Origin of the sequence: Flavobacterium swingsii, from assembly GCF_900111965.1 — a bacterium.
Lineage (GTDB): Bacteria > Bacteroidota > Bacteroidia > Flavobacteriales > Flavobacteriaceae > Flavobacterium > Flavobacterium swingsii.
Genome location: NZ_FOJT01000004.1, coordinates 76,057 through 100,014, shown reverse-complemented (window position 1 = coordinate 100,014; position 23,958 = coordinate 76,057). Strand labels below are relative to the sequence as shown.

Annotated in this window: 24 protein-coding genes; 15 read left to right on the top strand and 9 right to left on the bottom strand. The window is 34.0% G+C overall.

Annotation, left to right across the window (positions count from 1 at the left end):
- Positions 1–7: 7 nt before the first annotated feature.
- Complete coding sequence (locus BM053_RS07550; RefSeq protein ID WP_091475862.1) at positions 8–1,351, bottom strand: TolC family protein; 1,344 nt, start codon at positions 1,349–1,351, stop codon at positions 8–10.
- A gap of 10 nt (positions 1,352–1,361) precedes the next feature.
- Positions 1,362–1,955: a TetR/AcrR family transcriptional regulator gene (locus BM053_RS07545; protein WP_091475859.1), complete on the bottom strand. Its 594-nt coding sequence runs from the start codon at positions 1,953–1,955 to the stop codon at positions 1,362–1,364.
- Positions 1,956–2,098: 143 nt separating this feature from the next.
- On the opposite strand from BM053_RS07545, the gene BM053_RS07540 reads away from it, so the two are divergent.
- Positions 2,099–3,073, top strand: coding sequence for a polyprenyl synthetase family protein (locus BM053_RS07540; protein WP_091475855.1), 975 nt, complete (start codon positions 2,099–2,101; stop codon positions 3,071–3,073).
- A 78-nt stretch (positions 3,074–3,151) separates the two neighbouring features.
- Complete coding sequence (locus BM053_RS07535; protein ID WP_091475851.1) at positions 3,152–3,505, top strand: hypothetical protein; 354 nt, start codon at positions 3,152–3,154, stop codon at positions 3,503–3,505.
- Here the strand turns inward: BM053_RS07535 and BM053_RS07530 are convergent.
- Entirely contained in the window at positions 3,502–4,074 is a 573-nt protein-coding gene (locus BM053_RS07530; RefSeq protein WP_091475848.1) for a hypothetical protein, read from the bottom strand. The genes BM053_RS07535 and BM053_RS07530 overlap by 4 nt on opposite strands.
- 84 nt (positions 4,075–4,158) lie before the next feature.
- On the opposite strand from BM053_RS07530, the gene BM053_RS07525 reads away from it, so the two are divergent.
- The 3 genes from BM053_RS07525 to BM053_RS07515 all read left to right on the top strand — a co-directional run bounded on the left by BM053_RS07525 (position 4,159) and on the right by BM053_RS07515 (position 9,489).
- Positions 4,159–6,930 carry a 2-oxoglutarate dehydrogenase E1 component gene (locus tag BM053_RS07525; protein ID WP_091475842.1) on the top strand — a complete coding sequence of 924 codons (2,772 nt, stop codon included), beginning with the start codon at positions 4,159–4,161 and terminating at the stop codon, positions 6,928–6,930.
- Between the two features lie 38 nt (positions 6,931–6,968).
- Positions 6,969–8,183: a 2-oxoglutarate dehydrogenase complex dihydrolipoyllysine-residue succinyltransferase gene (odhB, locus tag BM053_RS07520; RefSeq protein ID WP_091475838.1), complete on the top strand. Its 1,215-nt coding sequence runs from the start codon at positions 6,969–6,971 to the stop codon at positions 8,181–8,183.
- Positions 8,184–8,262: 79 nt separating this feature from the next.
- On the top strand, positions 8,263–9,489 hold the full coding sequence (locus tag BM053_RS07515) for a TCR/Tet family MFS transporter (protein WP_091475834.1): 1,227 nt from the start codon (positions 8,263–8,265) through the stop codon (positions 9,487–9,489).
- 87 nt (positions 9,490–9,576) lie between these two features.
- Here the strand turns inward: BM053_RS07515 and BM053_RS07510 are convergent, their stop codons facing one another.
- The gene (locus BM053_RS07510; RefSeq protein WP_091475830.1) at positions 9,577–10,260 is read right to left on the bottom strand and encodes a zinc metallopeptidase; all 684 of its coding nucleotides are present in this window, start codon (positions 10,258–10,260) and stop codon (positions 9,577–9,579) included.
- Positions 10,261–10,354: 94 nt separating this feature from the next.
- Positions 10,355–13,354: a leucine--tRNA ligase gene (locus BM053_RS07505; RefSeq protein ID WP_091475826.1), complete on the bottom strand. Its 3,000-nt coding sequence runs from the start codon at positions 13,352–13,354 to the stop codon at positions 10,355–10,357.
- 288 nt (positions 13,355–13,642) lie between these two features.
- Here BM053_RS07505 and BM053_RS07500 point away from each other — a divergent pair, with 288 nt between their 5' ends.
- From BM053_RS07500 to BM053_RS07475, 6 genes are read left to right on the top strand one after another with little or no spacing between them, the layout of a single operon-like run.
- The gene (locus BM053_RS07500) at positions 13,643–14,518 is read left to right on the top strand and encodes a cell division protein FtsX (protein WP_091475823.1); all 876 of its coding nucleotides are present in this window, start codon (positions 13,643–13,645) and stop codon (positions 14,516–14,518) included.
- Positions 14,519–14,561: 43 nt separating this feature from the next.
- Positions 14,562–14,795, top strand: a complete 234-nt coding sequence (locus tag BM053_RS07495) for a DUF3098 domain-containing protein (protein WP_091476653.1) — start codon at positions 14,562–14,564, stop codon at positions 14,793–14,795.
- A 7-nt stretch (positions 14,796–14,802) separates the two neighbouring features.
- The gene (locus tag BM053_RS07490) at positions 14,803–15,282 is read left to right on the top strand and encodes a hypothetical protein (protein ID WP_091475820.1); all 480 of its coding nucleotides are present in this window, start codon (positions 14,803–14,805) and stop codon (positions 15,280–15,282) included.
- A 6-nt stretch (positions 15,283–15,288) separates the two neighbouring features.
- A complete protein-coding gene (locus BM053_RS07485; RefSeq protein WP_091475817.1) occupies positions 15,289–16,098 on the top strand; it encodes an undecaprenyl-diphosphate phosphatase in 810 nt (269 codons plus the stop codon).
- A gap of 6 nt (positions 16,099–16,104) precedes the next feature.
- Complete coding sequence (truB, locus tag BM053_RS07480) at positions 16,105–16,806, top strand: tRNA pseudouridine(55) synthase TruB (protein ID WP_091475814.1); 702 nt, start codon at positions 16,105–16,107, stop codon at positions 16,804–16,806.
- A complete protein-coding gene (locus tag BM053_RS07475; protein ID WP_167357322.1) occupies positions 16,807–17,331 on the top strand; it encodes a hypothetical protein in 525 nt (174 codons plus the stop codon).
- On the opposite strand, the gene BM053_RS07470 is transcribed toward BM053_RS07475, so the two are convergent.
- Positions 17,321–17,950: a thioredoxin family protein gene (locus BM053_RS07470; protein WP_091475811.1), complete on the bottom strand. Its 630-nt coding sequence runs from the start codon at positions 17,948–17,950 to the stop codon at positions 17,321–17,323. The two genes, BM053_RS07475 and BM053_RS07470, sit on opposite strands and share 11 nt — an antisense overlap.
- A 73-nt stretch (positions 17,951–18,023) precedes the next feature.
- On the opposite strand from BM053_RS07470, the gene BM053_RS07465 reads away from it, so the two are divergent.
- The gene (locus BM053_RS07465; protein WP_091476649.1) at positions 18,024–18,578 is read left to right on the top strand and encodes a DNA-3-methyladenine glycosylase I; all 555 of its coding nucleotides are present in this window, start codon (positions 18,024–18,026) and stop codon (positions 18,576–18,578) included.
- 98 nt (positions 18,579–18,676) lie between these two features.
- Here BM053_RS07465 and aat read toward each other — a convergent pair whose 3' ends face one another.
- From aat to BM053_RS07450, 3 genes are all read right to left on the bottom strand, one after another.
- Positions 18,677–19,309: a leucyl/phenylalanyl-tRNA--protein transferase gene (gene aat / locus BM053_RS07460; protein ID WP_091475808.1), complete on the bottom strand. Its 633-nt coding sequence runs from the start codon at positions 19,307–19,309 to the stop codon at positions 18,677–18,679.
- 126 nt (positions 19,310–19,435) lie between these two features.
- The gene (locus BM053_RS07455; protein WP_091475806.1) at positions 19,436–19,813 is read right to left on the bottom strand and encodes a DUF3127 domain-containing protein; all 378 of its coding nucleotides are present in this window, start codon (positions 19,811–19,813) and stop codon (positions 19,436–19,438) included.
- Positions 19,814–19,816: 3 nt separating this feature from the next.
- A complete protein-coding gene (locus BM053_RS07450) occupies positions 19,817–20,692 on the bottom strand; it encodes a flavin reductase family protein (protein WP_091475803.1) in 876 nt (291 codons plus the stop codon).
- 104 nt (positions 20,693–20,796) lie between these two features.
- Here BM053_RS07450 and BM053_RS07445 point away from each other — a divergent pair, with 104 nt between their 5' ends.
- From BM053_RS07445 to mtgA, 3 genes are read left to right on the top strand one after another with little or no spacing between them, the layout of a single operon-like run.
- Positions 20,797–21,942: a sensor histidine kinase gene (locus tag BM053_RS07445; protein ID WP_091475800.1), complete on the top strand. Its 1,146-nt coding sequence runs from the start codon at positions 20,797–20,799 to the stop codon at positions 21,940–21,942.
- Positions 21,939–23,051 (top strand): NAD(P)/FAD-dependent oxidoreductase, encoded by a 1,113-nt coding sequence (locus tag BM053_RS07440; RefSeq protein ID WP_091475797.1) that lies wholly within the window; start codon positions 21,939–21,941, stop codon positions 23,049–23,051. Before BM053_RS07445 ends, BM053_RS07440 begins: the two co-directional genes overlap by 4 nt.
- Positions 23,051–23,794 (top strand): monofunctional biosynthetic peptidoglycan transglycosylase, encoded by a 744-nt coding sequence (gene mtgA, locus BM053_RS07435; protein WP_091475793.1) that lies wholly within the window; start codon positions 23,051–23,053, stop codon positions 23,792–23,794. Before BM053_RS07440 ends, mtgA begins: the two co-directional genes overlap by 1 nt.
- The last annotated feature ends 164 nt before the right edge of the window (positions 23,795–23,958 follow it).

The following is a 23,958-nucleotide window of genomic DNA, read 5'->3' as shown; positions in this document are numbered from 1 at the left end:
TGTTTGATTATTTTTTGTTTATTAATTTCTCTAAAGTTGCTTTTTTGTTTATCACATCAACCATCGATTGAAGATAAGTTTGTTGGGCTGTGTATAATTGTCGTTGGGCTTCGCTTAAATTGAAACTGGTTGACAATCCTTCTTTAAACTTAACTTGTTGTTTGTTTTCGATTCTTTCAGCAAGCTTCAAATTGGTTTTGTTTGTTGCAAATTCTTCGATAGTAAATTCGTAATCGCTTCTAGCTTTTTCGAACTGAAGTTTTAGATTTTGTTCTGTTTCTGTAAGTTTGGTTGTTGCTTGTTCTAAAGCAATTTTTGCTTGTTGTTTTCTGGCACTAGTACCTAAACTGCTAAAGATGGGTACATTTAAACTCACACCAAGATTGGCAAAATTATTCCATTTTTGATCTTTCGAGAAAAAGTTGAAATTATTTTCGAAAGCATTATAACCATAATTTAAAGCCGCGCCTAACGACGGAAGTTCTTTACTCTTCTCATACTTTAGTAATAATCTTTTGCTTTCTTGCAGGTTTTCTCCTATTTGATAATCGATATTATTGGTTGCTTTAAATTCTTCTTGAAGCAGTAATAAATCGACATTTTTTTGTGTTAGTTCCTCTAATTTTTCGGTCAATGTTAATTCGCTATCCAAATTAATCCCTAAAATAAGTTTCAACATATTTACAGCGATTGTTCTCTGGCGTTTTACATTGGCCAAAGCACTGTTTACGGAAGCTAACGTTATTTGCAATTGCTCTACATTTTCTTCTTCTATCAAACCATTTTTGAAAATTTGTTTGGTATCCGATAATGTTTTTTCTAGAACAACTTTATTTTTTTCAAAAATCAAAATGCTTTCGTCGGCAAGAAGTACGTTTCCGTAGGAATTAATAACAATTTCTCTTATTTCCTGATTGGTTTTTAGCTTCGCATTTTCGGATATTTTCAAATATACTTTGGCCGATTGTAATCCTACTAAATAAGAACCATCAAAAAGCAATTGACTCAATGTTACTCCAGCATTTGCGCTATGTTTTGTCCCAAAAGCAATGGTTGAAACCGAACCTGGCTCACCACCAAAAGCACCACCACCAGTAACTCCTTGTTTTGTGTATTGTAAATTATTTAGGTAACTAACCGTTCCGTTTATTTGAGGCAAACCTATTGTGGTTGTTTCCCATTTTCTGTGTTTTGCAGCTTCTATATCTCTATTTGCATTAACTGCTGAATAGTTGTTTTGAGTAGCATGTTCTATTGCTTGTTGTAAAGTAAAAGAATAGCTTTCCTTTTTTTCTTGAGCTTGCAAAATTGATGCAAACAAGAATAAAGTTAGTATGAGTTTGTTTTTCATAGATTGATGATTATATTAGGTTTGATAATTGTTTTTCGAGTTCTTTAATTCCTTCTGATGTTGCAATTGCTCTTGTGTGGTATTCTAGCGCATCTAACTCCAGTTTTAATGCTTCACTTTCTTTTTGTGTTGTTTCGTTTATTGAAAAAATTAGTGTGTAATAGAATTTTACATAAGTTTCGACATCAAGATTTTCTCTGTAAAGTCCTTGTTCGATTCCTTTTATAATGTTTTGAGTAAAAACCGTATTACAATCTTCTATTTCATTGGCCATCATTTTTTGATAAATTTCAGGATAATGCTTTTTTAATTGAAATAGTGGTGATGTGTCTAATGATTGAAACATTTCTTTAAACATTTTACGGATTTCGAAATTCTCCTCTATTGCATTAAAATTTTTAGCAACAATTTCATCAATTATTTTGTGAATATTCTGATGTATTATTTCTGTTCCTTCAGCGATTAAAACTTCTTTATTAGAAAAAAATTTATAAATCGTTTTTTTAGAAATACACATCTCGCAGGCAATGTCATCCATAGTTACGCTCTTGAAACCAAGTTTAAGGAACATATCTGTCGCGGTTTTGATGATTTTCTCTTTCATTTTATTTTAAATTTCTGGTGCAAATGTAGAAAGGAAACTTTTAACACCAAAATAGTTTCCAAAGTATTTACATAAATTTAACATTTCATTATGTTTTGCTGTTGTGACAGAATTAAAGTATTTTAGCAAAAAAAAAATAAAGCATGCATTCTATTTCGCATTACCAAGAACTTATTTCAGATTATTTTTCGGAATTGCATTTAACTAAAGAACCTAAAAATCTTTACAACCCAATTGACTATATTTTATCTCTTGGTGGAAAACGAATGCGTCCAATTTTGACATTAATGGCAACCGAAGTTTTCGATGTAGATTGCAAAAAATCATTGGCAGCAGCCACAGCTATTGAAATTTTTCATAATTTTTCGCTAGTTCACGACGATATTATGGATGATGCGCCATTGCGACGTGGTAACGAAACGGTTCACGAAAAATGGAATATCAATACTGGGATTTTGTCGGGCGATGCCATGCTAATTTTGGCTTACCAACATTTTGAAGAATACGAACCCAATATTTTTCGTGATTTGGCAAAATTGTTTAGCAAAACCGCTCTCGAGGTTTGCGAAGGACAGCAATATGATGTCGATTTCGAAACTCGTGACGATGTTACTATACCGGAATACTTGAAAATGATCGAATATAAAACCGCTGTTTTAGTTGGTGCCGCCATGAAAATGGGAGCAATTGTAGCGAAAACTTCTGATGAAAATGCCAATCTGATTTATGATTTCGGACTAAATTTAGGCATTGCTTTCCAGTTGCAAGATGATTATTTAGATGCTTTTGGCAATCCAGAAACTTTCGGAAAACAAGTTGGTGGCGATATTATCGAAAACAAAAAAACTTATTTGTATCTCAAAGCAATCGAATTTGCTCAAACCGAAGAAAAAGAACAATTGTTGCATTTATTTTCTATTCAACCTACTGATAATACTGATAAAATAGATTCTGTAAAAGAAATTTTTAATCAGACAAAAGCATCGGAAGCAACGCAAAAAGCGATTCAAGATTATACTTTTAAAGCTTTTGAAACTTTAGAAAAAATGAATGTTTCCGATGAAAAAAAGGAAATACTAAGGACTTTTGGTGAAAATTTAATGAGTAGAAATGTTTAAAAAAAAAAATTGCAAAAATAAATGTCAATATTTGGCTTCGATTTTTGATATTGACATTGAACTTTGATATTGAAAAAAATGAATTTTATATCTCCAAATACGACCGATTTATTACTTTCTGAAGCAGCAAGCGAGAATTTATATCTAAAATTGATTGAACAAATTAACAAAGATTTCAATTTAGCCAACGAAGCGATAGATTTCCCGATGAGCACTTCGCCCGAAGAACTCAAAATTCAGTTACACGAAAAAATTTACAGACTAATTCAATACAAATTTGCCGAATATCTTAATTTACTCTATATTATTGATGTCCCCGAAGACCAAATAAAAAAACTTGATGGTTCGGATATTTCGGAGCTTTCTGCTCAAGTAGCATTTTTAATCTTAAAACGAGAATGGATGAAGGTTTGGTTTAGGAACAAATACTAAAAATAAACTCTTATAAATGGCATAAAAGCATTGCTATACACATTGTCATTTTCACGATACAAAACATTATAACGCGCGCCAATAGTCACATTATTACTTCTATATCCTGCGCCAAGAAACAATCCTGTGTTCCAGAAATGTCTGGAAGGAATCTGGAAATAAGAGTCAAAACTAGTATTTACTTTAAGTTCTTCCAACTCTACCGAAAGCTGAATTTGTTGTATTGGATTTACCAAACCGATTAAGCTTCCGCCATAAATAAACGAATTATAATTATCTTTTATAGAAACATAACTTCCTTGCAACCCAACACCTAAAGAAAGATAATCATTTACGTTATAAATTGCACTTGGAGCAATGGCAATATCTGTAAAACCACCACCTACATTAAGTCCTAAGCCACCACCAATTTGCACTTTTTTCCAAAATTCACTTTTTTTCTTAACACTGGTAGAATCCTGAGAAAATCCGCTTAAACTAAAAGCAAATAAGACTAAAAACAAATAACTTTTTGGTGTTTTTTTAAGATTTTTTAAAATCATAATATAAATGTCTAAATTATTCACCATAAAAGTATAAAAAAACAGAATGTATTTGTTGCAAATGTTATATTTTTGCAACATATTTAATATAATGTTCATTTAACAAATAATATGGATAGGTTTTCATTTTTAAACGCAGCTCACACCGAATTTTTTGCACAATTATACGATCAATATCTTGAAAACCCAGATAGCGTAGAGCCTTCTTGGAGAAGTTTCTTTCAAGGTTTCGATTTTGGAATGACAACTTACAACGAAGAAAACGCTGTAAATCAGATGTCAAATATCGCTACAGCGAATGTTGGTAACGGTCAGGTTTCGGACAAAATTCTAAAAGAATTCAATGTTTTAAAACTGATAGATGGTTATAGAACTCGTGGACATTTGTTTACCGAAACCAATCCAGTTCGCGAAAGAAGACATTATTTTCCAACATTAGAATTATCAGATTTTGGTTTGACTGATGCCGATTTGAATACTGTTTTCGACGCAGCAAAAATCCTTGGACACCAGCCATCAACTTTACAAGAAATAATAGTTCATCTCAAAAATGTGTACTGCCAACATATTGGTATCGAATACATGTACATGAGAAATCCAGAAGTAATTCAATGGATTCAGAACAAATTAAACATAAACGACAATCAGCCTAATTTTGATGATAATCAGAAAAAAAATATCCTCGAAAAACTAAACGAAGCGGTTTCGTTCGAAAACTTTTTGCATACTAAATATGTAGGTCAAAAACGATTTTCGTTAGAAGGTGGAGAAACCATCATTGCAGGTTTAGATGCACTTATTGAAGCAGCAGCGGACAAAGGTGTCGAAAAATTTGTGATGGGAATGGCACATCGTGGTCGTTTGAATGTTTTAGCAAATATTTTCAGAAAATCGACACAAGATATTTTCTCGGAATTTGACGGAAAAGATTACGATCAAGAATATTTTGATGGTGATGTAAAATACCATTTAGGCTTAACATCTGACAGAAAAACACGTTCTGGAAAGAATATCAACATCAATTTAGCGCCAAATCCTTCGCATCTTGAAACCGTTGGAGCAGTTATCGAAGGAATTACTCGTGCCAAACAAGACAAATATTTCCCTAACGATTTCTCGAAAGTATTGCCAATTGCCGTTCACGGTGATGCTGCAATTGCTGGACAAGGAATCTTGTACGAAATTATCCAGATGGCACAACTAGACGGTTACAAAACCGGCGGAACGATTCATATTGTCATCAATAATCAAGTTGGGTTTACAACTAATTATCTCGATGCACGTTCGTCAACTTATTGTACCGATGTCGCAAAAGTAACTTTATCGCCAGTATTACACGTAAACGCCGATGATGCTGAAGCAGTTGTTCACGCAATGCTTTTTGCTTTAGATTTCAGAATGCAATTTGGTCGTGACGTATTTATCGATTTATTAGGATACAGAAAATATGGGCATAACGAAGGTGACGAACCTCGTTTTACGCAACCATTATTATATAAAATCATTGCAAAACACAAGAATCCACGTGATATTTATGCTGAAAAATTATTGGCACAAAACATTATCGATGGTAATTTTGTAAAAGAATTAGAAACTTCATACAAACAAGATTTAGATGATAATTTAGAAGCATCTCGTAAAAAATCATTAACAGTAATTACGCCATTTATGCAAAATGAATGGGAAGGATTTGTTCAGGTTTCTGATGATGTAATGCTTCAAAAAGTAGATACTAAATTCGATAAAAAAACTTTAGATTCGATAATCGAAACGGTTTCAACATTGCCATCGGACAAGAAATTTATCAATAAAATTTCTAAAATTGTCAATGACAGAAAAACGATGTACGACAACAATACTATCGATTGGGGAACTGCCGAAACATTGGCTTATGGTTCGCTTCTAACCGAAGGTTATGATGTTCGTATTTCTGGACAAGATGTAGAAAGAGGAACGTTCTCGCACCGTCACGCTGTTGTAAAAGTAGAAGATTCGGAAGAAGAAGTAATTTTAATAAATGATATAAAAGGAAAGAAAGGAAATTTCAATATTTTCAATTCACACCTTTCAGAATACGGAGTTTTAGGATTCGATTATGGTTATGCCTTAGCAAATCCGAATGCTTTGACGATTTGGGAAGCGCAATTTGGTGATTTCAGTAATGGAGCGCAAATTATGATAGACCAATATATTTCTTGTGGAGAAGACAAATGGAACAACCAAAACGGTATCGTAATGTTGTTACCTCACGGATATGAAGGACAAGGTGCAGAGCACTCGTCAGGAAGAATGGAACGTTACTTGCAACTTTGTGCACGCCACAATATGGTCGTTGCCGATTGTACAACGCCAGCCAATTTCTTCCATTTATTGAGAAGACAAATGCTTACAAAATACCGCAAACCATTAGTTGTTTTCACACCAAAAAGTTTACTTCGTGATCCAAGATGTGTTTCTACACAAGACGAAATCGCAAACGGTCAGTTTCAAGAAACTATCGATGATGTTTCGGTAAATAAAGCTGAGGTTAAAACCCTAGTTTTCTGTACCGGAAAATTCTATTACGATATTACTGCCGAAAGAGAAAACCTAAAAAGAAACGATGTTGCAGTGGTAAGAATCGAACAAATGTTCCCATTACCAATCGAGCAACTAAAAGTAATTGTGGCGAGTTATCCAAACGCAGACGATTATGTTTGGGCACAAGAAGAGCCTAAAAACATGGGAGCTTATAGCTTTATGTTAATGAATTTCGATTTCATAAAATGGAGATTGGCATCGCTAAAAGCATACGCAGCACCAGCGGCAGGAAGTTATACAAGAGCAAAACGCCGTCATGCTGATGCAATAAGAATGGTTTTTGACAAAGATTTGTTTCAATAGTTTAAAATATAAAATTCATCATTTAAAATAAATATACAATGATTTTAGAAATGAAAGTCCCATCACCAGGGGAATCAATCAAAGAAGTTGAAATCGCAACTTGGTTAGTAAAAGACGGCGATTATGTAGAAAAAGACCAAGCCATTGCCGAAGTTGATTCGGACAAAGCAACACTTGAATTACCAGCAGAAGCAAGCGGAATCATTACGCTAAAAGCTGAAGAAGGTGATGCGGTTGCGGTTGGTGCAGTTGTGTGTTTGATAGACACATCTGCTGCAAAACCATCTGGTTCAGCTCCAGTTATTGCTGAGGCTCCAAAAGCTGAAGTAAAAACTGAAGCTCCAAAAGTTGCTCCAGTAGCTGAGAAAACGTATGCTTCACAAACGCCTTCGCCAGCAGCAAGAAAAATATTAGACGAAAAAAATATACAACCATCTGACGTTGTTGGAACAGGAAAAGACGGAAGAATTACTACCGAAGACGCTGTAAACGCAGTGCCATCTATGGGAACACCGACTGGTGGTTCACGTGGTTCGGAACGTACAAAATTATCTATGTTGCGTCGTAAAGTTGCTGAGAGATTGGTTGCTGCCAAAAACGAAACTGCTATGTTAACTACGTTCAACGAAGTAAACATGACACCTATAAATAATATTCGTAATGAATACAAAGACGCATTCAAAGCAAAACACAATGGTGTTGGTTTAGGATATATGTCTTTCTTTACTAAAGCGGTAACTCGTGCTTTACAACTTTTCCCAGATGTCAATTCGATGATGGATGGTGATTATAAAGTAGCTTACGATTTTGCTGATATTTCGATTGCAGTTTCTGGACCAAAAGGTCTGATGGTTCCTGTAGTTAGAAATGCAGAATTATTAACTTTCCGTGGTGTTGAAGCTGAAATTAAGCGTTTAGCAATTCGCGCTCGTGACGGACAAATTACCGTTGACGATATGACTGGAGGAACATTTACTATTACCAATGGTGGTGTTTTCGGAAGTATGTTATCTACGCCAATTATCAATCCGCCTCAATCAGGAATCTTAGGAATGCACAATATTATCGAACGCCCAATTGCTGTAAATGGTCAAGTGGAAATTCATCCAATGATGTACGTGGCACTTTCTTATGATCACCGAATTATTGATGGTCGTGAGTCAGTTGGTTTCTTAGTTGCTGTAAAAGAAGCTTTAGAAAACCCAATGGAATTACTTTTAGATAACAATCCTAAAAAAGCATTGGAATTGTAATTAATTTCAAAATTTATATAAATAATCCCAAATTCTAAAATTAGAATTTGGGATTTATTTTTTTGTATTTTTACCAAATATGAAAGAAAACGAAAAATCTCCAGCCATTGGTTTTATCTTTATAACCATGCTAATTGACATTATTGGATTAGGAATTATTATCCCTGTTATTCCAAAATTAATCCAAGAATTAATTCACGGTGACATTAGCGAAGCAGCAAAATACGGAGGTTGGTTGATTTTTGCTTACGCCATAACTCAATTTATATTTTCACCATTAATCGGAAATTTGAGTGATAAATATGGTAGAAGACCCATCATTTTGATTTCATTATTTGGCTTTTCATTAGATTATTTGCTCTTAGCATTTTCCCCAACTATAACGTGGCTTTTCATCGGTAGAATAATTGCGGGAATCACAGGAGCAAGTATCACGACAGCATCAGCCTATATTGCCGATGTTAGTACACCCGAAAATCGAGCAAAAAACTTCGGATTAATTGGAGCAGCCTTTGGATTAGGTTTTATCATTGGCCCAGTAATTGGTGGTTTTCTCGGACAATATGGCGCTCGAGTTCCATTTTATGCAGCAGCAATTTTGTGCATGGTTAACTTTTTGTACGGATTTTTTATCCTTCCAGAATCATTATCTAAAGAAAATAGAAGAGATTTTAGTTGGAAAAGAGCCAACCCGATTGGAGCAATTTGGAATTTAAAAAAATACCCAAATCTAATTGGATTAATTGCCGCTACATTTATTTTGTATGTTGCATCGCACGCCGTTCAGAGTAATTGGAGTTATTTTACAATGTATAAGTTTGGTTGGAACGAAAAAATGATCGGTATTTCACTTGGAGTAGTCGGACTTTTAGTAGGTATTGTACAAGGCGGATTAATTAAATATACAAATTCTAAATTAGGTAATAGCAAGAGTATTTTTATCGGAATGGCATTGTATTGTTTGGGCATGTTTCTGTTTGCAATAGCATCACAAAGTTGGATGATGTTCGTGTTTTTGATTCCATACTGTTTGGGTGGAATTTCTGGACCAGCACTGCAATCTGTTGTTTCAGGTCAAGTACCAGCGACAGAGCAAGGAGAAATTCAGGGCACGATGACAAGTATAATGAGTGCCTCTTCAATTATTGGACCGCCAATGATGTCAAGTGTTTTTTATTTTTTTACACACAAATCGGCACCATTTCAATTTGCTGGAGCACCATTTGTTTTAGGCGGATTTTTGATGTTGGTTAGTTTAGTAATTGTTTATAAATCTTTGAAGAAAAACCGACAAACTTCACTTTAAATATATTCAAGTTTAGCTTTTATTAAAATTAAAAAATCCGCTTCTTTCGAAACGGATTTTTTAATTTTAAGATGTAATTATCTTCGATTACCTCCGATTCATATAAATAGAAACGTAATATAATAAGGTTGCAATAGATCCCAAAGCGGCAACTACATAAGTTCTTGCAGCCCATTTTAGTGAATCTTCTGCGCCTGAATATTCTGCTGGATTTAGCATGTTTTTATTTTTCAGCCAAGCCAAAGCACGATTACTTGCGTCATATTCTACTGGTAAAGTAACTATTGAAAATAGTGTTGTTGCAGCAAAAATCACGATTCCTATTAATAATAACGATGGAAAAGTGTTAACCATTAGGATTCCTGCAAGCAATATCCATTGCATGTAAGTTGAAGCAATATTTACGACAGGAACTAATTTAGACCTCATCGTTAGCCATTCGTAACCTACTGCGTGTTGTACGGCGTGACCACATTCGTGAGCCGCAACCGCTGCTGCTGCTGCATTTCGTTGGTTATAAACCGCTTCACTTAAGTTTACGGTTTTATCTGCTGGATTGTAATGATCCGTTAGTTGTCCTGGTGTCGAAATAACTCTTACATCACGAATTCCGTTATCTGCAAGCATTTTTTCAGCAATTTCTTGTCCTGACATTCCGTTTTGCAAATGCAATTTAGAATAGTATTCGAACTTGCTCTTTAGGCGTGAACTTACTAACCAACTTACGAGCATAATCGCACCCATTAAAATCATTGATGATAAACTATACATATTTTTTGTTTTTTAGATTGAATTATAAAATTACGTAAATAATATCAAATTACGAACCAATTTTTTTGAATGTCATTTTGACATTTATTTTTATTTATCCAACCAAGTTTATCACTTTTCCAGGAACAATAATCACTTTTTTAGGTGTGTTTCCGTCGAGTTGTTTGATGGTCCGTTCGTCTTTCATAATGATTTCTTCGATTTGTGCTGGTGTTAAATCCAATGGCAAATTGATAGTAAATTTCATTTTTCCGTTAAACGAAACTGGATATTCCTTGTCGCTTTCTACTAAATATTTCTCCTCGCAAATAGGAAAAGCTACTGTTGCAATAGATTCTGAATTTCCTAACTGACTCCATAATTCTTCGGCAATATGCGGTGCATAAGGTGACAATATAATAGCCAATGGTTCTAAAATCGCTCTTTCGTGACAGTTTTGTGCTCCCAATTCGTTTACACAAATCATAAACTGCGAAACTGAAGTGTTGAAAGAGAAATTCTCTATGTCTTCTGTTACTTTTTTGATGGTTTTGTGCAACGATTTCAAACTTTCTTTCGATGGTTCGTTGTTGGTTACAATTAGCCCATTATCATCAAAATACAAACGCCATAATTTTTTTAGGAATCCGAAAACACCTGTAATTCCTGCAGTATTCCAAGGTTTTGATTGCTCTAATGGCCCAAGAAACATTTCGTACAAACGCAAAGTATCTGCTCCGTATTCGTTACAAATATCGTCTGGCGAAACTACATTATATTTAGATTTGGACATTTTTTCGACTTCTCGATTTACTTTAAACTTTTCGTTTATTTTAAAAAACGTAGTGTTCTCAAAATTAGAATTATAAAGGGTTGATTTCTCAAATTCTTCTATTAATAACTCATCTGATGAATTAACATAATTAACATCTACATGTAATGGGGAAGAAGTTATTTCCTTAATTTCAATTTCTCCAATTTCAATTCCATTTAAAACTTTTTTGGTTTTTTCATCATCAATTGAATTGATATATAGTTTTCGTAGATTATAATCTGTTTCTGAATTAACTACATAATAATCATCTGAAAGACAAACTGGATTGCTTAATTTAAAAATATTATGTAAACCAATTTTAGGGCAACTAATCAAAATTTCAGTTACTTTTTTTACTAGCGCACTCATTCCCAAAATCATCCCTTGATTAATCAATTTTTTGAATGGTTCTTCGGTTGGTGCGTAACCTCTGTCTTTTAGAAATTTGTTCCAAAAACGAGAATACAACAAATGTCCCGTTGCATGTTCGCTTCCACCAATGTATAAATCTACGCTTTCCCAATATTTAAGTGCTTCTTTGCTGGCAAATTCGTTTTCGTTGTGTGCATCCATGTAACGCATCCAATACCACGAACTTCCCGCCCAACCTGGCATCGTGTTTAGTTCTAATGGGTGAATGGTTTCATTGTCAATCAAATCGTTATTTACCACTTGATTTGTTTTGGTATTCCAAGCCCAAACCGTTGCGTTTCCTAATGGAGGTTGTCCGTCTTCAGTCGGCAAATATTTTTCTACTTCTGGTAATGCGATTGGTAAATGTTTGGCATCAATCATTTGTGGCAATCCGTTCACGTAATACACCGGAAATGGTTCTCCCCAATAACGCTGACGAGAGAAAACAGCATCACGCAAACGGTAATTTGTTTTTCCTTGTCCTTGGTTTAAAATTTCTAATTCTGCAATTACTTTTTTGGTTGCTTCTTTATAATTTAATCCGTTCAGAAAGTCCGAATTGGCAATAATTACATTGTCTTTCGAACCATAGGCTTCCGTAGAAATATCTACATTTTCGAAGATGTTTTTAATTTCTGACATTCCGCTTTGTCCTTTGAAGAAATTGGCAAAAGCATAATCTCTTTCGTCACCACAAGGAACCGCCATAACTGCGCCAGTTCCGTAACCTGCCAGTACATAATCGCCTATCCAAACTGGGATAGCTTCTTTTGTAAACGGATGTTCGGCATAAGCACCTGTAAATACGCCCGAAATAGTTTTTACATCGGCCATTCGCTCTCTTTCGGAACGTTTTGCGGTTTTTTCGATATAGGCTTCCACAGCCGCTTTTTGTTCTGAAGTTGTAATTTTTGACACCAATTCATGTTCTGGTGCCAATGTCATAAACGTAACTCCGAAAATAGTATCGGGACGCGTGGTGAAAACTTCGATAACTTCTTTGTGTTCTTTCAAATTGAATGAAACCATCGCTCCTACTGATTTTCCAATCCAGTTGCGTTGCGATTCTTTGATGCTTTCGCTCCAATCGATATCGTTTAGTCCTTGTAGCAAACGCTCGGCATAAGCAGAGATTCGCATGCTCCATTGAGTCATTTTCTTACGAATAACAGGATGTCCGCCACGTTCGGAAACGCCATTTACGATTTCGTCATTCGCTAAAACGGTTCCCAATCCTGGACACCAGTTTACTTCGGTTTCTGCTAGATAGGTTAATCGGTATTGTAATAGTATTTTTTGTTGTTCGTCTGACGAAAAATTGTTCCAATCTTGTGCAGAAAACGGAACGATATTATCGTCGCAAACTGCATTTACATTTGCATTTCCTTGTGTTGAAAAAGTAAAAATTAATGTTGAAATATCTTCAGCTTTGTCAGTCGATTTATTGTACCATGAATTGAATAATTGGATAAAAATCCATTGGGTGTGTTTGTAATAATCGGCATTTGAAGTGCGTACTTCTCGACTCCAATCGAATGAAAATCCTATTTTGTCTAATTGCTCACGGTAACGGGCAATATTTTCTTTAGTCGTTTTGTCTGGATGTTGCCCTGTTTGTATGGCATATTGTTCGGCAGGAAGTCCGAAAGAATCATATCCTTGCGGATGCAAAACGTTGAATCCTTTGTGGCGTTTGAATCTTGCTACAATATCCGATGCGATATATCCTAACGGATGCCCAACGTGCAATCCTGCTCCTGACGGATAAGGAAACATATCTAAGACATAATATTTGGGTTTGTCTGACGTATTACTTGCGGCAAATGTTTGATTATTTGCCCAGTGTTTTTGCCATTTGGCATCGATTTCGTTTGGATTGTATTTCATCGTTAAGGTTCTGAGGTTCTGAGATGCAAAGGCTCAGAGGTTTTGTAAAATTCTGATACAAAAATGATTTGTCTTTTAGCCCTGATGGAAGTGGAAATCCCACGCTTTTTTGCGTGGATTGGAACAAACAGCAGGAATATGGTTGGCAAAAATGCGCAAGTCATTCGCTTCAAGAAAATATTTTATTGCGACAAATTTACATTTATTATAAGAAAATGGAAAGTTTGAACGTTAATAACTTTAAATAAAGAAATTCTTTGTTATTTTTACGCAATAATTTTATTTAGTATGAGTTCTTCTTTCGATAATTTTCAAAAACGTAGATTAATTACGTCTTATTTTTCGGTAGTGTTAAGTGTTTTCCTTGTATTGTTTTTACTGGGAATATTAGGTTTTTTTATTATAAATTCTAAAAAATTGTCTGACGATTTCAGAGAAGGAATCGCAATGTCGGTTTATTTTAAAGATGAGGCGAAAGACACGACTTTGGTTAATTTTAAAAACGAATTGAAGGCTTCGAAATATACTAAAACATTTACCTATGTGTCGAAAGATGTTGCTGCTAAACAACATACCGATATTATTGGGGAAAATTTCCTGGAGTTTTTAGGTATGAATCCTTTGCAAAATTCTTATGATATTCATCTAAGAGCGGATTATGTGGTGGCGGATAGTATTGCAAAAATTGAAAGTAAGTTGCGTGAAAATGCTTTGATTTCTGATATTGTTTACGACAAACAATTGGTAAATATGGTAAACGATAACGTGAAAAAAGTGAGTTTGTGGATTCTTATCATTAGCGGACTGTTTTGTATAATTGCTGTTTTGCTTATAAACAGTTCGATGCGTTTGTCGATACATTCAAACCGATTTATCATAAAAACCATGCAAATGGTGGGCGCAACAAAATCATTTATTAGAAGACCTTTTATTTGGCGTGGTGTAAAACTGGGAATGATTGGTGCCGGAATTGCTATTGTGGCTTTACTTGGCGTGTTGTTTTATATTGATACTAATTTTCCTAATCTTGGAATTTTTAATGATAAACTAACTATCGGCGCTATATTATTAGGTGTTTTTGGTACGGGTATTTTAATTACTTGGTTAAGTACTTATTTTGCAACTCAACGATTTTTGAATTTAAGAACTGACGATCTTTATTAATTTTAAATTGCTGATTTTAGATTTTAGATTTAAAAAAAATAACATGGAAAATAAAGAATCTGGATTTCTTTTTGAAAAAGTAAACTACAAAATTTTATTAATCGGAATTGCAGTTATTGCAGTCGGATTTATACTCATGTCTGGTGGCGGAAGCGATAATCCAGCGGTTTTTAATAAAGAGATTTTTAGTTTCAGAAGAATTAGATTAGCACCAACGATGGTTTTAATTGGTTTTGGAATCACGATATATTCTATTTTGAAAAATCCTAAGAAATAGAAGAAAAATGAAAATAAAATTATTGATTATTTTTATACTGATTTTTTATTCAAAAGCATTTTCTCAGAAAAAAACATCAGAAAATTTCATATTTAATGGAAAATCAACACCTGTGTCAAGGATTGATTATTCCGATCACGGAATTCTTCATTTTTTTATAAATGTTTACGAAGATGATTACCCCAATATGTTTGAAGAAAATGCAATAAAATGTTTAAATAACGAATATAATATATACCACACTCTTTACTTTTTTGTTAAACTTCCCAAAGGACTCACTAAGGATGATAAAGAGCTTTTCTTACTTGAACTTGTCAAAAACATAGATGCTAAAGAGAAAATAAAAGATGTAAATTATTTTGTAAATCTAGATTCTAATTTTATAAATCTATTTGTTGAAAAACAACCAAATCTTACTCCTAAAAAATTCCGTGCTGTTATAGACATAAATCCGACTAATATTTGTCGAGCATTACACATAAAATAATTTAAAATGGATTATTTACAAGCGCTACTTATTGCCATTATTGAAGGTCTTACCGAATATTTACCCGTTTCTTCAACAGGACATATGATTTTTTTAAGTTCTTATTTTGGGATTCAAAATGACGATTTTGTCAAATTATTTCAGGTATCAATTCAGTTTGGAGCCATTTTGGCTGTCGTGGTTTTATATTGGAGAAAATTTTTCGATTTTTCTAAATTCAACTTCTTTATCAAATTGGCTTGCGCAGTAATTCCTGCCTTAATTTTAGGGAAATTATTCGATGATAAAATTGAAGCTGTTCTTGGAAATCCTATTCCAATCGCAATTGTCTTAATTTTGGGTGGAATCGTATTGCTTTTTATCGATAATCATTTTCAAAATCCAACTATTATACAAGAAGAAGACATCACTATCAAAAAAGCTGTAACCATTGGTTTTTGGCAATGTTTAGCCATGATGCCTGGCACGAGTCGTTCGGCAGCATCTATTATTGGAGGCATGCAACAAGGATTATCACGACAAGCTGCTGCTGAATTTTCTTTCTTTCTTGCAGTTCCAACTATGCTTGCGGTAACTTGTTATTCTGTTTTTCTAAAAACATACGAAACTTCACAAATGAAAGGGTATGAATTGATTTTGAAATCAGACGAAAACATCAAAATATTCCTTATTGGTAATATTGTTGCCTTTATCGTTGCGGTTTTAGCTATCAAATTTTTTATTGAAATCATCAAAAAATACGGATTTAAACCTTGGGGTTGGTACCGAATTATTGTGGGTTCATTTCTATTGATTTATTTCACTTATTTAAAATAATTTACCTTGCTTACTCCTGAAGATTACCTAAACGGTCAAGTTTTATTGATAGACAAACCATTGAAATGGAGTTCTTTTCAAGCGGTAAATAAGCTAAAATATTCGCTTATAAATAAATTAGGATTACCCAAAAAATTCAAAATTGGTCATGCAGGAACACTCGATCCGTTAGCAACTGGTTTGCTCATAGTTTGTACAGGAAAATTTACCAAAAGCATTTCCGAAATACAAGGTCAAGCCAAAGAATATACAGGAACTTTCTATATTGGTGCCACAACGCCATCGTATGATTTAGAAACCGAGATTGATGCTACTTTCCCAACAGAACACATTACCGAAGCATTAATTCACGAAACGGTAAAACAATTTATCGGCGAAATAGACCAAAAACCACCTGTTTTTTCGGCCATTAAAAAAGATGGTGTTCGATTATACGAACACGCTCGTGCTGGTGTTGAAGTAGAAATTGCTTCTAGAAAAACTCAGATTCACGAATTTGAAATTACACGAATTGCTTTACCAGAAATCGATTTTAGAGTCGTTTGTAGCAAAGGAACTTATATTCGCTCTTTAGCTTATGATTTTGGATTGGCTTTGCAATCTGGAGGACATCTTACGGTTTTGCGAAGAACAAAAATTGGCGATTATGATGTGAAAAATGCCATCGATGTTACTTTGTTTGATGAGTCAATCGTTAGAAAAGGTTAAATGAATTATAAAATTATTCTATTCTTTTTACTGTCTAATCTTTGTGCTTTTTCACAAAAATTCGATTCTAGATACGTTCAATTTGAATTGTCTACGCCTTTTAAATCCAATACACATTATGGTGAAATAAATTCAGACGGAAGTAAAAACGAATATCAATTTATTCCAGACGGATTAAGCGCTAAAATGGGGTATGGAATACACTACGAAGAAACTATTTCTCTTGGATTACATTCAGGTATCGATTGGAAAATAAACGAAAAACTTGTTATAGTCCCTCTTTTTATTAATTCTAGACTAAATCTTGAGATTGGAGAAGGTGCAATAGCATTACAATTTGGTTGGGGAAAAGCATCGGCAATTGGAAAAGGAGACGTCTTTGGAACTTATAAAAGATTTAATTTAGGTTATCAGAATGATGATGATTTGACTGTTTTTGCCGATTTGTCTTTATATAATTTTACTGTAAATGGCGAAAAAGGCTTTGGTACAATAAGTTTAGGAGTAAGCAAAATTATTTTCTAGCATTATTATGTTCTAATTGCTCCAAATGATGCATCAAAGTAGTTAATTCATTTTGTGTACTCAACCCTTTGTCGTGCAAATACCACAATTGTAATTCTGCTTTTGCAGTTTCATCTACCACACCATATTGCTGCTTATAACTCCGTATTAGTTTCGATGCGCCTTCTGGTCTTGGCCCCCAAGTCCCCTTAACTTGCAAGGTTTCTTTTTCTAAAACAATAAGTTTGGGAATCGACCTACTTCCATTGGTAAGAAACATATCCATTAATGGTTTATTTTCATCTCTAAAAAGTAATTTTAACTCAACATTTTTAGAAGTATTTGCCATTTTATTAAAAATTGGAACCAGCTGAGCCGCATCGCCACACCAACCTTCAGCAAGAACCAACCAGTAATATTCATGCATAAGAGCATTTAATTCTTGTGTGGTTTCAATCCCAACATGAACCGTTTTATCTAACCGATTCATTCTGGTTTCGTTCAGTTTGCTATAAAGAAGTAAGTCTTCAGACTGCTCGTCTCCTGAAGATTTATCTTGTTGAATTAGCTCCGAAATAATCTTCCTATATTCCGAATAAGTAATTGCATTTAAAAAACTTTGGGCTATAACTGTCTTCATATAATTTAAATTGCTGTAGTAAATTTACAATTTTTTTTAAAACAAATTCTTACATTTGAAAAAAACTGCTTTTATGAAAAATCGCTGTGCTTGGTGTTTGTCTTCCGATTTATATAAAGAATATCACGATAACGAATGGGGAAAACCTGTTTACGATGATGCGACGATATTCGAGTTTTTAATCCTTGAAACTTTTCAGGCAGGCTTGAGTTGGATTACTATTTTGAATAAAAGAGAAAATTTCCGATTGGCTTTTGATGATTTCGATTATAAAAAAATAGCAGCTTATTCCGAAGCCAAACAAGAAGAATTATTGCAAAATGCAGGAATTATTAGAAACAAACTCAAAGTAAAATCGGCAGTGACAAATGCGATTGCTTTTATGGAAATACAAAAGGAATTTGGCAGTTTTAGCAAATATATTTGGGGTTTTGTAGATGGAAAACCGATTGATAACAAACCAAAAACACTAAAAGACATTACTTCGACCTCAGCAATATCGGATGCGTTGAGCAAAGATTTGAAAAAACGTGGGTTCAAATTTGTGGGTTCGACCGTGATGTATGCACACATGCAAGCAACAGGAATGGTAAATGATCATGTGGAAGATTGTTGGACGAGAGAATAATTTGATTTACTAATGTATTGATAAAATCACAAAACAGAAAAACCGCAGATTCGCAGATTTTTTTAATATAATAATCTGCGAATCTGCGGTTGATTATTTCATCTCAAATAAGATAAAAAATCTTCTCTTGGTATTTCTCGACAACCCAAACTATCTAAATGGTCATTGTAAATCTGGCAATCCAATAAGTTATATTGATTTGATTTCAGATAATTTACCAACGAAATAAAAGCCATTTTGGAAGCATTACTCACCTTGGAAAACATACTTTCACCACAAAAAACAGGAAACATATCTACACCATATAATCCGCCAACTAAAGTGTTGTTTTGCCAAACTTCAACCGACATGGCTTTGCCTAATTTGTTTAGTTTGCAATAGGATTCAATCATTTCATCGGTAATCCAAGTGCCGTATTGTCCTTCTCGTTTTACACTTTGACAATGCTGAATGACTTCCCGAAAAGCTTTATTGAAAGTAACTTGAAAAACATCTTTATTGATGACATTTCGCATGCTGTGAGAAACTATCAATTCTTCTAGAAATAAAACCATTCTTTCTCTTGGCGACCACCACATAATGGGATCACCATCTTCAAACCAAGGAAAAATTCCGTTTTCGTAAGCCAATAACAATCTTTCGGTAGATAAATCACCGCCAATAGCTAAAAGACCATCGGGCGAGGATTCATTTGTATTAGGAAAAGACAATTCTTCGGTTAAAAAATGCATAATTAGTGGTAATTTCAAAAATCAATGTCAGTATAGATTCCCGCCTGCGCAGGAATCCAAAATAAAAAAAGTCAGAAATAAATATTACTTCTGACTTTCTATTATCTTTCTTCTTTTTTCTAAAATTTAGAAAGGTAAATCGTCGTGCTCTTCTTCTTTAAAGCTTGCCGCTGGCTCGAATGTTTCGGCAGTTGGCATTGGTGGAGATTGTGTATTTGGTGCTTGTGCAGCTGCCAAACGCTCTATTCTCCAACCTTTGATACTGTTGAAATATTTAGTTTCTCCTTGAGGATTCACCCATTCTCTACCACCTAAATTGATAGATACTTTTACGTCTTCTCCAATGTTATAATTGTTCAATAAATCACATTTGTCTTGAACAAATTCGATCATTATCGATTGTGGATATTGCTCATCTGTGGTTACAACCAATTCTCTTTTTTTAAATGAGGCGCTAATTTGTTGCTCTGCCCCAACCACTTTAATTTTTCCTGTAACTTCCATAACTTATCGTTTTGCTAATAGTACTTTCCATGCTGAAAGTACGTCTTGATTATTCAAATATTCTTTTGCTTTTAACTGTACTTTTTGCTCATCATCTGAACTTAAAACACCTTTTACAGCAAAATTTTCGTTTACAAATATAGTAATTTCTTCTTCAGTAGGCAAAGCTTCAACATTTCCTAACATGCCTAAATCATTTCCATCAAAAACGGAACTTTCTTTAATAAAATTTGGAATGTTATCTACTCCAATTCCTAATGTTACCAATGGTTTTGGCACTTCAAACAGACCTTGATTAGAACGAGAATACCAATTGCCACCTAATCTGGAAACCAAATCGATTTTATATTGGTCGATAGCTCCTTTTTCGTCTAAAATTTCTTCATTAATGTGAATACGAACTACTTCGCAAATAATTAAATTTCCCGCACCACCTTCTTGTCCCAATTCTATAATTTCGTTCACTTTACATTCAAACTGAACAGGCGATTCTGCCACACGAAAAGGTTTTACAACATCAGAAGCAATAGGTGTTAAACCCGCTTTTAGAAATTCGTTAATCCCTTCAGCATATTCTGTACTTGATAATGAGGTTTGTTGTACAATATCATAATTTACCACATTTATAACCACTTCGCGAGTCGTTTTTGCATTTTCTAAAGTGTGTTTTGTAGTATTATCACGCACTCTTCTTGCTGGCGAAAAAATAAGAATTGGCGGATTTGCACTAAAAACATTAAAAAAACTAAACGGTGATAAATTTGGGTTTCCACCCGCATCTATTGTACTTGCAAACGCAATAGGTCTTGGGCTTACTGCTCCTTGCAAATAGCCTTGTAGTTGCGCTGTGGTAATGTCTTTTGGAGAAATGCTGAGCATGATTATTATATTTTTAGCAAAAATAAGAAAAGGTTTCCATTTGAAAACTAATTGTATTAATGATTAACGTCTTTTTTTATATATTTATACACTCAAGAAAAAATATGCAGTTTTCAAATAATAAAAATACAACTCGCTGGGTGTTAATACTCTCCTCTTTCCTAATCATTATATTGATTTTGTGGAATACTTACACTTTTTTTCAGATTTTTAAAAATGAAGAACGTTTAAAAATCGAATTGTGGGCCGAAGCACAAAAAAGCATCAACAATGCCACTTCAGATACTGATCTCGATCTTGCTTTTAACATTATTACAAACAACAATACAATTCCAATTATATTAACCAATCAGAAAGATAGCATTCTTCAATCTATTAATATTGATGAAAGTATTATCAAAGATTCGGTAAAAGCAAAAGCACTTTTACAAAGTTTCAAAAACGCCAACAAACGAGTTGAAATGGAATATGTAAAGGGAAAATTTCATTATTTATATTACACAAATTCCCCATTGCTGAACAAATTAAAATATTATCCTATTGCCTTATTATTGATAATTTTCTTGTTTGGCGCATTGGTTTATAATTATTACAAAACCAATAAAATTTCTGGGCAAAACAAACTTTGGGCAGGAATGGCAAAAGAAACGGCACATCAAATAGGAACGCCATTGTCATCTCTCATTGGTTGGGTCGAAATTATGAAAGCTGATAATGTAGATGAAACTACGGTCCAAGAAATAGAAAAAGACATACACCGATTGTTAAACATTACCGATAGATTTTCTAAAATTGGTTCCGAACCTGTTTTGGAAGAGAAAGATCTAGTCGAAGAAACCCAAAAAGCCTACGAATATTTGCAATCTAGATTTTCTAAACAAGTTGTTTTTACGTTTAAAGCGCCCGATCATCAAATTCCTGTTTCAATAAATCCGACATTGCACAGTTGGACGATAGAAAACTTGGTAAAAAATGCGATTGATGCCATGAAAGGCCGCGGTTCTATAGATGTAACAATTGAAGACGACTGGAAAACAACTAAGATAAAAGTAACCGATTCTGGTAAAGGAATTCCCAAAAAACAGTTTAAAACCATCTTCGAACCTGGTTTTACAACCAAAAAAAGAGGTTGGGGATTGGGATTGTCATTAACCAAAAGAATTGTCGAAGAATACCACAACGGAAAAATAAGAGTTTTACAATCTGAAATAAATAAAGGAACAACAATTGAAATAAGTTTTAAACGATGAATTTAAGTTATTGGGAAATAAAAAATTGGTTTACAAATGTAGATTATACGATTGTAGGAAGCGGAATTGTTGGACTTCACACCGCGTTGCGTTTGCGTGAAAAATTTCCTGAAAGCAAAATTCTTATCCTAGAAAAAGGAATGTTGCCAGAAGGTGCGAGTACAAAAAATGCAGGTTTTGCTTGTTTTGGAAGTTTGTCGGAAATTATCGATGACCTAAAATCACATTCCGAAGAAGAAGTGATTCAACTCGTACAAAAACGCTGGCAAGGTTTGCAATTACTTAGAAAAAATCTGACCGACGAAGCGATAGATTTTAAACCTTTCGGCGGATATGAATTGTTTCTAAAAAATGATGAATCTACTTACAATGAGTGTTTACAAAAATTACCGTTCATCAATGATATTTTGAAACCCATTTTCAAAGCTGATGTTTTCGAAAAAAATATCGACCGATTTGGTTTCCAAAACATACAAGAATATACCATTTTCAATCCGTTTGAAGCACAAATAGATACTGGAAATATGATGCAAGCTTTGCTGAAAAAAGCACAATCAAATGGAATTTTAATTTTAAATAACCAGACTGTTTCTAACTTTCATGACAATGGAAATGGTGTAGAAATTGAAGTAAACGATTTTACTTTTACAACAAAAAAACTACTTTTTGCTACCAATGGTTTTGCAGGACAGTTAACTAATAATGAAGTAAAACCAGCTAGAGCACAAGTTTTAATCACCGAACCTATTCCGAATTTAGATATAAAAGGAACTTTTCATTTAGACAAAGGTTATTATTATTTTCGAAATATAAATGATAGAATTCTTTTTGGTGGTGGCAGAAACCTTGATTTTGAAGGCGAAAATACTTCGCAATTTGGTCAAACTCAAATCATACAAAACAAATTAGAAGAAATTCTAAAAACCGTAATTTTGCCCAATACCGATTTCAAAATCGCGCATCGTTGGTCTGGAATTATGGGATTAGGTAATAGCAAAAGACCCATCGTCGAACCCTTATCAGAAAACGTATATTGCGGCGTGAGATTGGGCGGAATGGGCGTAGCGATAGGAAGTTTAGTAGGACAAGAATTAGCAGATTTAATATAATGGCAACAAAAAAAGCAACAAAACCAAAAGCAAAACCAGCTCCTAAAAAAGAAAAAACTAGTTTTGGGAGCAAAGTAAAAAGTTTCATATTCAAATGTATCATGTGGTTCGTAGGACTTTCGGTGCTTACGGTTATCATTTTTAGATTTGTACCTGTTTTTTATACGCCACTTATGATTATTCGAGCAGTAGAGCATAATGAAGCGGGAAAAGACATGGTTTGTAGCCACGAATGGGTTTCGCTCGAGGATATTTCTCTCAATTTGCCCAAAGCGGTTGTGGCGAGCGAAGACGGTCGTTTTCTAAAACACAATGGTTTCGATTTTAGCGCAATGAACAAAGCCTTTAATAGTAATTTGAAAGGCAAAAAACTAAAAGGAGGTAGTACCATCTCGCAACAAACTGCAAAAAATGTTTTCCTGTGGCAAGGAAGAAGTTATTTAAGAAAAGGATTAGAAGCTTATTTTACTGTACTTATCGAGCTTTTTTGGGGCAAAGAACGCATCATGGAAGTCTATCTGAATAGTATCGAAATGGGCGATGGCGTATATGGTGCCGAAGCCGCAAGCAAACACTGGTTTCACAAAAGTGCCAAAAATTTAACCAAATACGAAGCCGCTTCTATCGCAGCGATTTTACCAAATCCTAGAAAATATAAAGCAACAAATTCATCGGCTTACGTCGAAAGAAGGAAAAATAAAACTTTGCGAGTGATGAAATCCGTTGGAAAATTAGAATATTAGAAATTTGGCTATACTGAACTAATAATTAATTTTCGCCACAGATTTCACGGATTTTCACAGATTTCTTTATCACTTAAAATTCACTTTTTATTTAATCTGTGGAAATCTTTTAAATCTGTGGCAAAAGAACAAACCTATAATAATTAGCTGTATTAAAAATTTGG

Excerpts from the sequence above, each read along its gene's own strand:
- BM053_RS07550 (WP_091475862.1), bottom strand. The coding sequence starts at position 1,351 with ATGAAAAACAAACTCATACTAACTTTATTCTTGTTTGCATCAATTTTG.
- BM053_RS07545 (WP_091475859.1), bottom strand. The coding sequence starts at position 1,955 with ATGAAAGAGAAAATCATCAAAACCGCGACAGATATGTTCCTTAAACTT.
- BM053_RS07540 (WP_091475855.1), top strand. The coding sequence starts at position 2,099 with ATGCATTCTATTTCGCATTACCAAGAACTTATTTCAGATTATTTTTCG.
- BM053_RS07535 (WP_091475851.1), top strand. The coding sequence starts at position 3,152 with ATGAATTTTATATCTCCAAATACGACCGATTTATTACTTTCTGAAGCA.
- BM053_RS07530 (WP_091475848.1), bottom strand. The coding sequence starts at position 4,074 with ATGGTGAATAATTTAGACATTTATATTATGATTTTAAAAAATCTTAAA.
- BM053_RS07525 (WP_091475842.1), top strand. The coding sequence starts at position 4,159 with ATGGATAGGTTTTCATTTTTAAACGCAGCTCACACCGAATTTTTTGCA.
- odhB (WP_091475838.1), top strand. The coding sequence starts at position 6,969 with ATGATTTTAGAAATGAAAGTCCCATCACCAGGGGAATCAATCAAAGAA.
- BM053_RS07515 (WP_091475834.1), top strand. The coding sequence starts at position 8,263 with ATGAAAGAAAACGAAAAATCTCCAGCCATTGGTTTTATCTTTATAACC.
- BM053_RS07510 (WP_091475830.1), bottom strand. The coding sequence starts at position 10,260 with ATGTATAGTTTATCATCAATGATTTTAATGGGTGCGATTATGCTCGTA.
- BM053_RS07505 (WP_091475826.1), bottom strand. The coding sequence starts at position 13,354 with ATGAAATACAATCCAAACGAAATCGATGCCAAATGGCAAAAACACTGG.
- BM053_RS07500 (WP_091475823.1), top strand. The coding sequence starts at position 13,643 with ATGAGTTCTTCTTTCGATAATTTTCAAAAACGTAGATTAATTACGTCT.
- BM053_RS07495 (WP_091476653.1), top strand. The coding sequence starts at position 14,562 with ATGGAAAATAAAGAATCTGGATTTCTTTTTGAAAAAGTAAACTACAAA.
- BM053_RS07490 (WP_091475820.1), top strand. The coding sequence starts at position 14,803 with ATGAAAATAAAATTATTGATTATTTTTATACTGATTTTTTATTCAAAA.
- BM053_RS07485 (WP_091475817.1), top strand. The coding sequence starts at position 15,289 with ATGGATTATTTACAAGCGCTACTTATTGCCATTATTGAAGGTCTTACC.
- BM053_RS07475 (WP_167357322.1), top strand. The coding sequence starts at position 16,807 with ATGAATTATAAAATTATTCTATTCTTTTTACTGTCTAATCTTTGTGCT.
- BM053_RS07470 (WP_091475811.1), bottom strand. The coding sequence starts at position 17,950 with ATGAAGACAGTTATAGCCCAAAGTTTTTTAAATGCAATTACTTATTCG.
- BM053_RS07465 (WP_091476649.1), top strand. The coding sequence starts at position 18,024 with ATGAAAAATCGCTGTGCTTGGTGTTTGTCTTCCGATTTATATAAAGAA.
- aat (WP_091475808.1), bottom strand. The coding sequence starts at position 19,309 with ATGCATTTTTTAACCGAAGAATTGTCTTTTCCTAATACAAATGAATCC.
- BM053_RS07455 (WP_091475806.1), bottom strand. The coding sequence starts at position 19,813 with ATGGAAGTTACAGGAAAAATTAAAGTGGTTGGGGCAGAGCAACAAATT.
- BM053_RS07450 (WP_091475803.1), bottom strand. The coding sequence starts at position 20,692 with ATGCTCAGCATTTCTCCAAAAGACATTACCACAGCGCAACTACAAGGC.
- BM053_RS07445 (WP_091475800.1), top strand. The coding sequence starts at position 20,797 with ATGCAGTTTTCAAATAATAAAAATACAACTCGCTGGGTGTTAATACTC.
- BM053_RS07440 (WP_091475797.1), top strand. The coding sequence starts at position 21,939 with ATGAATTTAAGTTATTGGGAAATAAAAAATTGGTTTACAAATGTAGAT.
- mtgA (WP_091475793.1), top strand. The coding sequence starts at position 23,051 with ATGGCAACAAAAAAAGCAACAAAACCAAAAGCAAAACCAGCTCCTAAA.